The organism is Chondromyces crocatus (genome assembly GCF_001189295.1).
GTDB classification, from domain to species: Bacteria; Myxococcota_A; Polyangia; order Polyangiales; family Polyangiaceae; genus Chondromyces; species Chondromyces crocatus.
Genome location: NZ_CP012159.1, coordinates 1814929 through 1828007, shown reverse-complemented (window position 1 = coordinate 1828007; position 13079 = coordinate 1814929). Strand labels below are relative to the sequence as shown.

9 protein-coding genes are annotated in these 13079 nt (G+C 71.8%); 1 reads left to right on the top strand and 8 read right to left on the bottom strand.

Annotation, left to right across the window (positions count from 1 at the left end; genetic code table 11):
* Positions 1–200 precede the first annotated feature (200 nt).
* Positions 201–818 carry a hypothetical protein gene (locus tag CMC5_RS06830; protein WP_050429650.1) on the top strand — a complete coding sequence of 206 codons (618 nt, stop codon included), beginning with the start codon at positions 201–203 and terminating at the stop codon, positions 816–818.
* A 133-nt stretch (positions 819–951) separates the two neighbouring features.
* Here the strand turns inward: CMC5_RS06830 and CMC5_RS06825 are convergent, their stop codons facing one another.
* From CMC5_RS06825 to CMC5_RS47285, 8 genes are all read right to left on the bottom strand, one after another.
* Positions 952–2091 (bottom strand): DUF4846 domain-containing protein, encoded by a 1140-nt coding sequence (locus CMC5_RS06825; RefSeq protein ID WP_050429649.1) that lies wholly within the window; start codon positions 2089–2091, stop codon positions 952–954.
* Positions 2092–2123: 32 nt separating this feature from the next.
* Positions 2124–3683, bottom strand: coding sequence for a hypothetical protein (locus CMC5_RS06820; RefSeq protein WP_050429648.1), 1560 nt, complete (start codon positions 3681–3683; stop codon positions 2124–2126).
* 124 nt (positions 3684–3807) lie between these two features.
* Positions 3808–4317 carry a hypothetical protein gene (locus CMC5_RS06815; RefSeq protein WP_169796467.1) on the bottom strand — a complete coding sequence of 170 codons (510 nt, stop codon included), beginning with the start codon at positions 4315–4317 and terminating at the stop codon, positions 3808–3810.
* Positions 4318–4335: 18 nt separating this feature from the next.
* A complete protein-coding gene (locus CMC5_RS06810; protein ID WP_050429646.1) occupies positions 4336–6036 on the bottom strand; it encodes a serine/threonine-protein kinase in 1701 nt (566 codons plus the stop codon).
* Between the two features lie 265 nt (positions 6037–6301).
* Positions 6302–7615: a hemolysin family protein gene (locus CMC5_RS06805; protein WP_050429645.1), complete on the bottom strand. Its 1314-nt coding sequence runs from the start codon at positions 7613–7615 to the stop codon at positions 6302–6304.
* A gap of 244 nt (positions 7616–7859) precedes the next feature.
* A complete protein-coding gene (locus CMC5_RS06800) occupies positions 7860–9731 on the bottom strand; it encodes a protein kinase domain-containing protein (RefSeq protein WP_050429644.1) in 1872 nt (623 codons plus the stop codon).
* Between the two features lie 120 nt (positions 9732–9851).
* Positions 9852–11006, bottom strand: a complete 1155-nt coding sequence (locus tag CMC5_RS06795; RefSeq protein ID WP_050429643.1) for an acyl-CoA dehydrogenase family protein — start codon at positions 11004–11006, stop codon at positions 9852–9854.
* Between the two features lie 193 nt (positions 11007–11199).
* Positions 11200–12732, bottom strand: coding sequence for a formylglycine-generating enzyme family protein (locus CMC5_RS47285; protein ID WP_245678330.1), 1533 nt, complete (start codon positions 12730–12732; stop codon positions 11200–11202).
* Between the last annotated feature and the right edge of the window lie 347 nt (positions 12733–13079).

Genomic DNA, 13079 nt, shown 5'->3' with positions numbered 1-13079 from the left:
GTGCCCTGGACGCCAGGCATGACCCCGTCGCCCTACCGTTTCTGCAAAAAGTGAGGCAACGCCTGACACGAGAAGAGGTGTGCAGCGCGTCCGTCCTGAGGGTTGCCGTGCACCCGAGCTTCTCTCGGTGTAAGAAGGGCGCCCTGACGGCCGTTTCGGCTGCTGTCCGGCGGACCCTTTCCGCCAGAGGAGCCCTTCGCATGAAGCGTACTACCTTCGCTGCCCTTGCCCCCCTCGCCCTGCTCGTCGCGGCGTGCTCGTCCACGCCCGAACCCAACGAGCAGGATTCCGCCGCGCTCTGCGCCGCCGGACAGGCGCCCCCCGGCGTCTTCTGCGCCCCGCCCCCCGCGGCGACGGTGACGGTGACCTCGACCGCCACGACGACCACGCCTGCGGCCACGGGCGCGACCGCGACCTCGATCCCGCCGCTCGCCGCGGCAGCCGCCACCCCCGTGATGCAGGGCCTCGCGCTCCAGGAAGCGCCCGGCATGTCCCCCGAGGGCGGGCCGTTCGCCGGTCAGTTCCAGGAAGGCCAGACGCTGGAGCAGGACATCACCATCTCGCCAGGCAAGTGTTACACGATCGTCGCCGTGGGCCTCGGCATCCAGGAGCTGGACATGCAGCTCCTCACCCAGCCGGTGCCGCAGGTGCCGCCGGTGATGCTGGCCCAGGACGCGACGACCGGTCCCCAGGCGACGATCGGCGGCAAGGCGAGCGGCTGCTGGAAGAACCCGACCCCGCTCGGCGCGCCCGGCAAGGTGGTGCTGAAGGCGACGAAGGGCGCGGGGATCGCGGCGGCTCAGGTCTACGTGAAGTGATGCGCTGAGGCCGCGCAGGCCGCGCAGGCCGCGCAGGCCGCGCAGGCCGCGCAGGCCGCAGGCAGGGATCACGCGCCGCCGTCGGATGCGCAGCGGCGCGTGCATCGATCGCCAGAGACCGACACGACGGGGCTCATCCCTGCTCGAAGCGTCGGAGCCATCGCCACGGAAACGGTTTCCAGAACGGCGTCACGAGCGCTTGATCGTCTGGCGAGACGACGAACCAGGTGGCGTCCACGCTCGGTCGCAGGACGTGGACGTTCTGGGCCGGCATGAAGCTCTGCGCGAGCAGGAGCGCGGCGCGACCATCGCTCGCGCGAGCCACGTCGACGACGAGGACCGCGTGGCCGGGGGTGCCAGGCTGGACGACGAAGTCGCCAGGAGCGATCTGCTCCACCGCGACGGGCTGGGCCTGCTGCGCGAGGGCGCCCGTGTTGGCCCACATGAACACGCCGTCGAGCCAGCCGCGGAAGGTCGGATGGTCCTTCGGGCTCGAGCGGGTCTTCGGCTCCCAGACGAGGGCTTCGCCGCGCTGGACGGGACGCTCGCCGCGGACCCAGCGGTCGAAGGGAAGCTCGATGCCCGCCCCCGCGCGGTAGCTCAGGTCGCGGTCCCCACGCGCCCAGCGCCACTCGGCGTGGAGGCGGATGATGGCGTCGGCGCACTGCTGGAGGTCGGCCTGGCCGATGTCGATGGCGACGACCGCAGCGAGGTTCCTGTGGTCCGGGGGAAGGATGACGCCGCCGCTGTGGCGCAGGACCGGCGTGCCGGGCGCCGCGAGCGGGAGGTGCCGGAGCCAGGCGCCAAAGGAACCACCGGCGAGGTCGACGCGCGTGAAGCCCGGTGGGGGTGAGGGGAAGCGGGCGAGGAGCGTGTCGACGGGTGGTGGTGCGGCCGCTGCGAGGGAAGGGTCGCCGAGCCAGGGGTAGCTGGCGGCGGTCTCTGCCGAGGTGGCCGAGGTGGCGGCGGGGGCGAGCGCCGAGGACGGCGGGGTCGCGAGAGAAGCGGCGGGCGCGGCTGCGTGCTCGGGGCCCGGCGGGTCGGCCGCGTGGAGCGCGGGACGAGCGTCGGAGGTGATGCCAGCGGCTGCTGCGCTCGATGCCGGATGCGCTGCGATCGGGGTGGGCGAGGACGGGCCAGGCTCGGGAGGAGAGGGGCTCGCGTCACAGGCGGTGACGCAGAGGGCGAGGCTGCCGAGGAGGCTGCCGAGAGCGAGGCGGGATGATCGAGCGGCGAGGAGAAAGCGAAGGGCGAGGAGACCTCGGGAGCGCATGCCCCAGTCTGACGTGTCACCCGAGCGACCGCTCAGGGAAACGCTGCCAGGTCCGCCCTCGTCCCCGGAGCGCCAGCGTGCTCGGCGTCGGCGCTCGTGCCGCCCGCGCCAGGTTCACCGAGCGTCACGACGGCCCCCTCCAGCGAAGGCGCCACCCCGCGGAACGCGACGCCGATCGCGTGCCCACCCAGGCCTCCACCCCCCTGCCCGCCCTTTCCGCCGTTGCCTCCAGCGCCCCCAGGGCAGCCTTCCTTGAGCTGGGTGTACGCCGGGTCCACCGCGCCCCCCTTGCCTCCCTCGGCGCCCCCGAGACCTCCGTTCTGCCCCGGGCCCCCCGACCCGCCGACGCCGCCGCGGCCCGTCCGCAAGACCACGTCGTCGAAGACCACCTGCGCCTCCAGGCTCACCAGCGCGATGCTCGCGCCGCCCGCGCCGCCGCCGCGCCCACCAGCGCCGCCGCATCCACCGCTGGCGCCGTTGCCGCCGCTCGCGCCGCTGCCCGTCGACGCTTGCGGACACTGGCCCACCCCCTTGCCGCCGCTTCGACCGCCGCCGCCGCCCCCTCCTTGGCCGGGCTCCCCCTTGCCGCCATCGGCTCCCTTCGCGCCGACGTACCCCGCGGCGCTCAGCGACCCGAGGCCTCGCGCGCCGTCGCCCCCCTCCCCCGACTCGCCGTCCCCGCCTGCCTTCCCTTCGCACTGCGCCTCGACATCGGCGCCCGTGCCCGCGTTCTCGAGGCCCGGCAGACCGGACTCGCCACCGCCACCGCTGTAGACCCGACCCGAACCGCCGAGACCCCCGATCGAGTCATCCGTCACGTCGTCGGCCGTGCCGCACAGGTTCTCCACCTGGGGCTCCCCACCGTCTGCCGCACAGGCTGGCCTCCCCGCCGTCCCGTCCGCGCCTGCGCCGGCCCGCGCTCCGTGCCCCGCCCCCTCCTCTCCGGCGGCGCCGTCCCCCGCCACCAGCGTCGATCTCACCAGCGAGACCCGGATCCCCTCCGCCACCACCGCGATCGACGACGCCCCCTTCAGCGCGGCGTCCCCGCCCACCATGATCCCCTTCGCCTCCACCTCCACATCCTCCAGCCGCGCCTCGCCTTCACCGCCGCGCAGCCGCAGCGGGACCTCGCCCATCGGCGCCGTCACCCGCGTCTTGCGCGTCCCCTCGGCCCACCGCCAGCCCTTCTGGCAGTCCAGCCCGCCGAAGACCGTCACCCCTGCGGGCACCTCCACCGCGCCCTCGAACGCTTCCGCGCACGCGTACACGCGGCCCGTCCCGCCTTCCTGCGCGTGCTTCACCGCCTCCGCGAGCGTCTTCACGGGCGCAGCCTTCGTCCCGGCCCCGCCTTCCGTACCCGCGCTCGACACGAACACCCCGCAGACCTCGGCGACCTCTGCGGCAGCGCTCGGCCTGCAGTCGACGGATGCCTCGACACGCCCACCTTCCAGCTCACCGGACGTCGGGCAGCCGACCTGCGTGTGCTCGCAGCTCAGGTCCGTGTTGATGAAGCAGCCTGACACGACCGTCGCGAAACCAGCGCCTGTCCCGACCGCGAACCAAGCCATCCAGAACGACTTGCGCATCATCATGTGCTCCTTCGACTCAGGCCGACGCAGAACGAACCACCGATGGTCACGCGATCCCGCGCGCGCCGGCCGACGGTGCGAACCACGGACCAGACGAGGCACGTCCGCAGTGCTCCGAGCGCGGACGTCAGCGGCGCATTTCGACGGCGTCGGGCCCGGGCCCCGGTGCCGAGGTCGCTGCCTCGGGAGGAGCTTCGCTCGGCCGAGCGTCAGGCCCCACGGGGCGTGCGGTCGGTGCGTCCGCACCGCGCGTCGGCGTGAACAGGGTCGACGTACGCCTTGCCGCGTCCCGCGGCGCGGTGGCCTCGTCCCCGAGAGGCCCGTGACTCGTCATCGGGCCCTGGCGACGTCCGATCACCGCGAGGCTCATCACCACGACCGACCCCACGATCGCGAGGGCCGAGAAGCCGATGATCCACCATCCGCGCGCGGGGTCGGGCCCCCTCGGCGCGCGCGCCCTGCTCCCTCCACGGGCCGCGACAGCGCGTGAGCCGTCGGGACCACGCGCCGCGCCAGCCTTCACCGACGTGCCGTCCCTGCCCGGGTGCCGACGCAACCGCGCCAGGGCGGCATCGAGCACCGGGTCTTCACCAGGGTGCACGACAGGAGGAGGAGAACTCTCTCGGCGCTCTTTCATCGCCTTCATCGCTTCCCTTCAAGGGAGGGACTGGTTGAACGGGTCCGTGGTCGGCGCTGTCGATGCCGCGCTCGCCGGGGAGCGCTGCGTGGGAGGCACGAGCGCCTTCCCCGGAGAGCTTTCCGGAGGCATGAGCGCCTGCACCAGCGCGGTCACGGGCGGCAAGAGCGCTTGCGCCAGCGCCATCACCGGAGGCGTGAGCGCCTGCGCCAGCGAGGTCACGGGCTTCGTGAGCGACTGCGCCAGAGCGGTGACCGGAGGCGTGATCCGCTGCGCCAGAGCGCTCTCTGGCGGCATGAGCGCTTGCACCAGAGCGTCCCCGGGAGGCACGAGCGGTCTCCCACGTGAAACGGTCGTCGGTGTGAGCAGCTGCCGCTCGGAAGCCGCCGATGGAAAGGTCTTTTCGACCTCGGAGAAGAACGCAGCGCCCCACCGCACGGCCCCGAAGAAGAGTGCGAAGAGCAGCACGCCGACGCCCATCCCCACCACGTAGACGGGCAGGAGGCGCATCCACGCCGCCGAGCGGGTCGGCTCGACGAGCACGTCGGGGAGCGAGGCGGGCGAAGCTGGCCCCGGGCTCCTCCTCGACGGCGCAGGGGGCGCGTCGTCGCCGACCCCGACGAGCGGCGTTTCCTCCAGGGGGTCGGGGAGGGACAGGTGGGCAGGGAAAGACGGCTGCGTCCCCCAGGCGCATGCGGAGGCGCTCAGCGCAGGTCTCTCCTTCCGCCGCCCCCCATCGCCACACGGAGCCCCCATCTCGCCTCGCTGCGCAGGCCTGCGCGCGACCTCCGGGAGGCGGCGCACGGGCTGCTCGGACCGCGGGCGCGGCACGCCGACATCCGAGCCGAAAGACGCCTGTCTGGGCCTGATGTTCGCTCGCACTTGCTTCCAGGCGGTCCAGATCGCCGCGGCGAGCGCGCCGCCACTCGGGTGACGCGCCCGAGGATCCTTCTCCGTCGCGCGCGCCACCACCTCGGCGATCGGGGACGGCACCCCCAGCGCATCGAGCCGCGGCGTCTCCGTGAAGGCATGCTCGAAGCACAGCGCCCGCGCGCTCCGCTCGTGACCGGCGTCATCGCGGAGGAAGGGATGGAAGCCCGCCAGCATCTCGAACGCCATCAGCCCCAGCGCGTACACATCGCTCTCGGGGGACCCTCCGAGGCGCGGGGTGAACAGCTCCGGCGCCATGTATGCCGGCGACCCGATCGTCTCCTGCGCCAGCGCTGATTTCTGGCGGTGAGCGATCCCCAGGTCGAGCAGCTTCACCTGCCCCTCTCGGGTGATGAAGAAGCTCTCGGGCTTGACGTCCCCGTGGACGATGTCGAGCACGTGGCACTGCTCCACGGCATACGACGCCGCACGGAGCGTGGCGCACGCGCGCTGGAGGGAGAGCGGCCCCTCCCGGAGCAGCCGCGCGCGCAAGGTCTCGCCTTCGAGCAGCTCCATGAGCCGCCAGACCAGGCCCTCGTGCTCGCCGTGATCGTACACCTCCACGAAGTTGGGGTGCTTGATGCCGACCATCACCACCCCCTCGTCGAGCATGCGGCGCAGCTGGGTCTCGCGGTCCTCCCCCGTCGGCTGGAGGATCTCGAGGGCGACCCTGCGACCACTGCGCCCGGTCGCCTCGAACACCGCGCCCATCCGACCCCGACCGAGCACGCGCACCAGCGTGAAGCCCATGAAGCGCTGCCCGGGCCTCGGCAGATCACGCGCGCACATCGGGACCCCTCCCCTTCCTTCCACGCGCCCGGCGCCCGATCGGCGCGCCTCGAAAACTCCCGCGTGGTTACCGCAATTTCTAGCTGCTACCGCGACGCCGGCAAGCCGCTCGAGCTACCGCGAGACGTGGGTTTCAAGCTCGGAGACGACCCCGAGGGGATCCCCGCAGGGTGGCTGTCCCGCGCAGTGACGACGACCCGTGGACGGCGGCGAATCGACCCCATCGCCGGGCACGGAGCGTCCCCTCCGTCCAGCACCGCGTGCCTCATCCCCCGCCGTTCGCCTCCGACGGGTTCACCAGCACGGGTGCCCCGGCCGCAGGGAGCCGCACCCGCACGGTCCGCACGTGACGCGGGCTCGCGTCGACGATCTCCAGCTCCACGCCTCCCTCCGCGGTGAAGCGCTCGCCCACCGTCGGAATCCGCCCCGCCACTTCCAGGCACAGGCCGGCCATCGTCGACCAGCGCTCTCCCTCGGGCAGCTCCACCCCGAGCACCCGGCTCACCTCGCGCACGGGCACGTCGCCTTGCACCACCACCGACCCGTCTTCCTCGCGCCGGATCGGCTCTGGTGTCGGGTGGTCGTGCTCGCCCACGATGTCGCCCACCAGCTCCTCGACCAGATCCTCCAGCGTGATGATCCCGCTCATCGCTCCCCGGTCGTCGACCACGATCGCGAGCTGCACCTTCCTCCGCCGCATCTCGGCGAGGATGTCGACGGTACGCATCGTCTCGGCCACATAGAACGCGGAGCGGATGATCCCCTCCAGCGCGAACGGCTTCTGACCCCAGAGCAAGGCCAGGACGTCCTTCACCGTGATGTACCCGACCACGTTGTCCCGCGTGTTCTCGTACACCGGCATGCGCGTGTGGCCGTGCTCCGTCACCACCCGCTGCACCTCCTGGGGTGGCGCCCCCTTCGGCACGGACACCACCTTCAGCCGCGGCACCATCACGTCGAGCGCCGTCAGCTCCGCGAAGTCGATCGCGCGTGATGCGATCTCGCCGGCGCTCTTGTCCATCGTGCCCGCCTGCGCCGCCTCGTCGACCATCTGCTGGATCTCCTCGGGCGACAGCCGCGCCTCGACGAAGTTCGTGCTGTCGCCGAACAGCCGAAGCACCACGTTGGAGCTCGCGGTCAGCAGCCAGACCAGAGGGCGCGCGAGCCAGGCGAGCCCCTCCAGCGGACGCCCGATGAACATCGCGTACCCCTCCGCTTGCCGCAGCGCGAGGGACTTGGGCACCAGCTCCCCGAGGACCAGCGAGAGGAAGGAGATCATCGCGATGACGATCGCCAGCGCGAACTCCTTCGCGTAGGGCGCCAGCACGGGCACGTGGCCCAGCAGAGGCTCGATGTCCCCTGCGATGCTCGCACCACCGAAGGCCCCGGCCGACGAGCCGATGACGGTGATCCCGATCTGGACCGTGGCGAAAAAGCGCTCGGGGTTCGTGCGCAGCCGGTGGATCGCGTGGGCCCGCTGACTGCCGCTCTGGAGAAGCTGCTCCAGCCGGCTCTTCCGTAGCGAGACCACCGCGATCTCCGCGCCGGCGAGCACGCCGTTCGTGAGGATCAGGGCCACGATGATGAGGATCTCGACGAGGATGATCGCCTCCCTTGGCTGCGGACCGTGCTCGACCTGTTTAACCTATTCTCCGCCCTCTGGCCCCCTGCCGCAGGGCGGCACCAGCGGCCTTCGCTCGGCATGGCGCTCCCCGGCGTGACCCATCGCTCCCCGCGTCATCGCGCTCGCCACCCTCGTGCTCATCGCGTCGTGCTCATCGCGCTCGCCACCCCTGCGCGCATCACGCTCATCAGCTCCGCGCTCATCGCCGTCGCTTCCCGCGCCGTCGCTCGCGCTCTGCCTCCGCCTGCTCCGCCTCCGCGCTCTCCGCCTCTGCGTGCTCCGCCTCCGCGCGCGCAGCCTCGTCTTCCGCTTCCGCGCCTGCCCGCATCCCCTCGTCCGAGACCCGCAGCCGCGCGTCCTCCCCCCCCGCGCTCACCTCCACGCGCCGCTTCCCTCGCTTCTCTCTCCCTCTCCCCGGGCCCCCGTTCCCGAAGCCCCCCGCACCAGCGCCCGCGGCGCCACCCCTCGGCGGAGGCACCCACGACCACGCTTGCTCGGAGCCTCGCCCGGAGGCCCGCGCCATCACCATCTCGTGGTGCCGCCGCTGCTGCTCCTTCCACCACCGCCGGGACCGCTTGTGATCGGCCCAGTCGTCATCGTTCTTCGTCAGCGCCACCAGACCGTGGATCCCGAGCCCGATCCCCCACGACAGCGCCGGGATCAGCGTCACGAAGAATGGCGCCCCCGAGAGCAGCAGGATCATCCCGAGCGCCACGTTCACGATCACGAAGATCCCGAGGTGCCGCTGAAACCCACGGCGCGATCGCCGGAACCACGCATCACGCTGCGCGTCGTCGTCCAGCGCCTGTTCGGGCGCCACCACCAGCTGCGCGTCATCCGCCACGGCCGGCCTGGGTGGCGCCGCACCGGGACGCTGGCTTTGCTCCTTCCGCTCCCGCAGCGCGCGGCTCGCCTCGCGGAGCGACTCCGCGTCCACCCCCACCTCCTCGGCCACCGCCAGCAGCTCCTGGAAACTCAGCCGCGCATCCCCCCGCTTCGCCGCCTGCCGCTCGATGGCCTGGGCGAGCACCTCGCTCACCTCCGCCGTCGCGTACCGCTGTGCCAGCGTCGCGCCTGCCCCCTGCCCTTCCGCTGCACGCCCTCCGCCAGCGCGCTCGACGGCACCACCACCAGCCCCCTCGCCCACCGCCCCCGCCGACGCCGCCGGCAGCGCCGACAGCAACGCCTTCGCCGCGTCCCCACCGGAGGGAGACGGCGACGCCGCCGAACCCGACGAGAGCGCCTCGATCAGCGCCTCCATCGACGCGAACCTGTCCGCTGGCCGCTTCGACAGCGCCCGCTGCACCACGGCACGCAGCCCCTCCGGCGCCGACGTCATCGCCTCCATGTCCGCCTCGTCGGTCAGCACCGACGCCAGCACCGCGAGCACGTCATTTCCCCCCCGCCACGGCGGCTTTCCCGCGAACAGCTCGTACGCGAGCACGCCCCACGCGAACTGATCGGCGCGCCCATCGAGCGGCTCCCCTCGGATCTGCTCGGGCGCCATGTACACCGGCGTCCCTGGCTTCACCCCCTCGGTCGTCAGCGTGGGCAAAGCCGCCGCCTGCGTCGACGCGCTCGGATCGGCCCCGCCCCCCGTCCGGCGCGCGATGCCGAAGTCGAGCACCTTCACCACCCCGTCATCGCGCACCATCACGTTCTCGGGCTTGATGTCCCGGTGCACCAGCCCCCGCCGGTGTGCGACCCCCAGCACCCGCGCCACATCCACGAGCCACGTACTCCGCTGACTCGCCGCCGGCACAGGCGCTTCCCCGAGCAGCGCCCGCACCGTGCGCCCGGAGACCAGCTCCATCGCGATGTATGGCGCCCCTTCGAGCTCACCGATGTCGAAGATCGACACCGCGTTCGGGTGATCCAGTGCCGCCGCCGCCCGCGCCTCGCGCAGGAGCCTCGCCCCCGCCTCCTCGCTGGTCGCCGCGCCCGACAGCAGCTTGAGCGCCACCCGCCGCCCGAGCCGCGCGTCGTAGGCGCGAAACACCGCGCCCATTCCCCCTTCCCCGATCGCAGCCTCGATCTTGTAACGCTCGAACGTATCGCCCGGCTTCGGCATCGTGAGGCCGGGAGTGTAGTCGATCCTCCCGGCTCACCGCGCGTCGCTTTGGCGCGCCATCACCGCGCGCTGCGCTGGCACGCCCTCGCCGCCCGCGGCGCGAGGGCACCAGCGCCGCCCTCATCCCTCGACGCGGCGGACCAGCTCTTTCGTGATGTTCTTCTGGTGCGACTCCAGCGTCCCGCCCCCGATCTCGAGGAGCTTCGCATCGCGCAGCAACCGCTCCACCTTGTACTCGGTGCAATACCCCCAGCCGCCGAGCACCTGCATCGCGTTGTCCGCCACCTCTTTGCCCACGGGCGCCGCGAACAGCTTGCTCGAGTCCGTGCCCAGCCGGTTGCGGAACTCCGGCCCGACGGCACGCGCCACCGTGTAGATCAGCGCGCGCGCCGCCTCCGTCTTCGCGTAGCTCTCCGCGATGTACCGCTGGATCTGCCCGTGCTCGTGGATCGGCTTGCCGAAGCTCGTCCGCTCCGTCGAGTACCGGGTCATGATCTCCACGCAGCGGTCGGCGATCCCCAGGCTCATCGCCGCCAGGGTCAGCCGCTCGAGCTCCAGGTTCCGCATCATGTTGCGCACGCCGCCGCCGACGCCACCGAGCACGTTGCTCGCGGGGACCTCGCAGTCGTCCATGATCAGCTCGCCCATCGTGCTCGCGCGCATGCCCATCTTCGGGATCTTCGCGCTCGTCGAGAATCCCTTGAACCCGCGCTCCACCACGAAGGTCGTCACCTTGCCCTCGACCGTCGCGTACACGAGGAACACGTCGGCCTCGGGCGCGTTGGTGACCATGGTCTTGCGGCCGTTGAGGAAGAACCGATCCCCGTCCTGGCGCGCCGTGGTCTTCATCCCGAGCACGTCCGTCCCGCCGGAGGGCTCGGTCATTCCCATCGCCCCGATCCACTCCCCCGAGATCGACTTCGGCAGGTAGCGCGCCCGCTGCTCCTCGTTCGCCGCCCAGCACAGGTTGTTCACGAAGAGCATCGCGTGCGCCAGGTACGCCAGCGCGAAGCCCGGGTCGCTCTTCGACAGCTCGTGGTGCACGATCACGGCCGCCGTGGCGTCGAGCCCCGTGCCCCCACGATCGGAGGGCACGGTGATGCCGAGCAGCCCCAGCTCGCCCACGCGACGCAAGAGCGGGATGTTCAAGGTGCCCGAGGCGTCGTGCTCCTCGGCCTGAGGCTCGACCACCTCACGGGTGAAATCGCGGACCATGTCGCGGAGCATCCGGTGCTCTTCGGTGGGGTTTTCGAGATCGAAAGGGGCAGCGTTCATGGTGGGGCGCACCCTAGCACGGCACCTCGCGCAGAAAGCGAGCCCAGCCCGCCGAAGCATGCGCATTCGCGCGAGAACTCACGAAATCCAGCCTCGCCGACGCCGTGATGCACTGCGGCATGAGCGCACGCTCGGCGGCCGGAAGCACCGAACACGCTTCCGGTGCCGCGCTCACATCACGCCGGCACCGCGCCTACATCGCCCGAGCGCAGCGCCCGCCCCGGTAATAGCGGCGCGCGTCTTTGGCGTAGCCGGCCCGGAAGTCGTTCTTCAGCTTGAACAGCTTCGCGACCCAGCTGCCCGAGAACGTGATCGTCGAGATGCCCTCGTCGTACCGCACGCAGTCGACGCACGGCACCTTGGGCAGGTAGTCGTCGACGCTGTCGAGCGTGGTGTTGTACGCATTGCCCGACAGATCCATGTGCCCCCAGCGCCCCACGCCGAGCGGGAACACACCCACCTCGGTGAGGTCCGTCGCCTTGCAGTTCTGAGGCTCCGAGCCGTCGGCCGTGCAGTCGTACGCCGCGCGCAGCGGCACACCGCTCTCGTCGTCGCCCCACGGGTACGGACGCTGCTCGGCCCCGCCCACGGCGGCGTAGCTGAACTGCGCCTCGGTGGGCAGAAAGCCCCCGTCCCACGCGCAGAACGCCCGCAGCTCGTAGTAGGTCACGCAGACGATCGGCTTCTTCTCCAGCGTGCCGGGCACGTCGGTCCAGGTGTTCCACGTGCCGTACGGATCGCATTTGAGCGCCGCCATCAGCTCGGCCTCGCTGGCCGCCAGCCGACCATTCCAGGCCGGGTTCCAGCCCGTATCCAGGCCGTTCGTGTACGGGTTCGCCCCCGACCACGCGGCCGGCGGGTTCTGCTGGGTCCCGTGGCCCGACGCGATGAAGGCCCTGAACCGCCCGACCGTGATCGGGTACTTGTCGAGCCGGAACGAGCTGACCGTGGCCGGGTAGGCCGGGTCGTTCATGCGGTCGAACGAGCCCCCCGGCACCGTGAGCACGTCGCAGCAGCCATCGTTGCCGTCGCGGCCACAGTTCCGCCCGGCACCAGATGCACCGGACAGGCAGCTCGGCACGGCGCTGGCGGGCTGACCGGAGCCTCCCCCGCCTTCCGTGCCAGCGCCTCCACTGCCCCCAGGCGTTGCGCCGCCGACACCAGCCGCACCGCCGACACCAGCCGCACCGCCGACACCAGCCGCACCGCCGACACCAGCCGCACCGCCGACACCAGCCGCACCGACCTCGACAGGGCCTGCGCCACCCGAGCCCAGGTCGCCTCCCGCACCGCTCGTCCCGCTGCCGCCAGCGCCGCTCACCCCGTGGCCGCCAGCGCCCTGGTCGGCGCCACCTGGACCCGAGCTGCCCAGCCCGCCAGCGCCTTGCTGATTCCCGCGAGGGTCGTCTCCTCCAGCACCCCCCTGGCCACCCGACGCCCCGCCTTCATGGCCCTGGCCACCCTGACCGCCGCCATCGTGGCCACCTTGGCCCTGACCACCACCATCATGGCCACCCAGCGCCACCTCATCCTCTGGCCTCGCCAGGGCAGGGATGTCGCCGCGCAGCCCACGGCGTAGGCCCAGGTCAGGACCATCCACCTGGGTCCCCACGAGGGAGCCACTGTCAGGCGGAGACTCGTCCGGGGAGCACCCCGGAGCGACGAGCGCAGTGGCCGTGAAAGAGAACGCGAGCAGCAGAGGACGACGTGAGGCAGTGAGGTGCATACGCTCCTGGTAATTGGGGCGCACGCGGTCGGTAGTGGGGGACCGCGCGTTCGATCGAGGGGATGCGTCGAAGCTCGAAACGAAGCCGAAGTTCGAGACGCACGTCGGGCGCGGCGGTGCCAGATCCGCCCAGCGACGAGGCGGGCGAGAGAACCCCTGACGAGCCCACGAGTCCTGATTTGGATGCTCCGCGAAGGGTCACCGTCTCCAGGCCACCCGCTCTCTCACCGCGAAGCGAGCGGGCCCTGGAGACGGTCGTTGGCACGAGGAGCGTGGCACGAAAGCGCTCGCAAGAAGGCGCTGGCGCGAGGGTCCGGGGAGAGCGCGGTGGAGAGGCGTGGACGGCT

Coding starts and splice junctions, on each gene's coding strand:
- CMC5_RS06830 (WP_050429650.1), top strand. CDS start 201: ATGAAGCGTACTACCTTCGCTGCCCTTGCCCCCCTCGCCCTGCTCGTC.
- CMC5_RS06815 (WP_169796467.1), bottom strand. CDS start 4,317: ATGAAAGAGCGCCGAGAGAGTTCTCCTCCTCCTGTCGTGCACCCTGGT.
- CMC5_RS06800 (WP_050429644.1), bottom strand. CDS start 9,731: ATGCCGAAGCCGGGCGATACGTTCGAGCGTTACAAGATCGAGGCTGCG.
- CMC5_RS06795 (WP_050429643.1), bottom strand. CDS start 11,006: ATGAACGCTGCCCCTTTCGATCTCGAAAACCCCACCGAAGAGCACCGG.
- CMC5_RS06820 (WP_050429648.1), bottom strand. CDS start 3,683: ATGATGATGCGCAAGTCGTTCTGGATGGCTTGGTTCGCGGTCGGGACA.
- CMC5_RS06825 (WP_050429649.1), bottom strand. CDS start 2,091: ATGCGCTCCCGAGGTCTCCTCGCCCTTCGCTTTCTCCTCGCCGCTCGA.
- CMC5_RS47285 (WP_245678330.1), bottom strand. CDS start 12,732: ATGCACCTCACTGCCTCACGTCGTCCTCTGCTGCTCGCGTTCTCTTTC.
- CMC5_RS06810 (WP_050429646.1), bottom strand. CDS start 6,036: ATGTGCGCGCGTGATCTGCCGAGGCCCGGGCAGCGCTTCATGGGCTTC.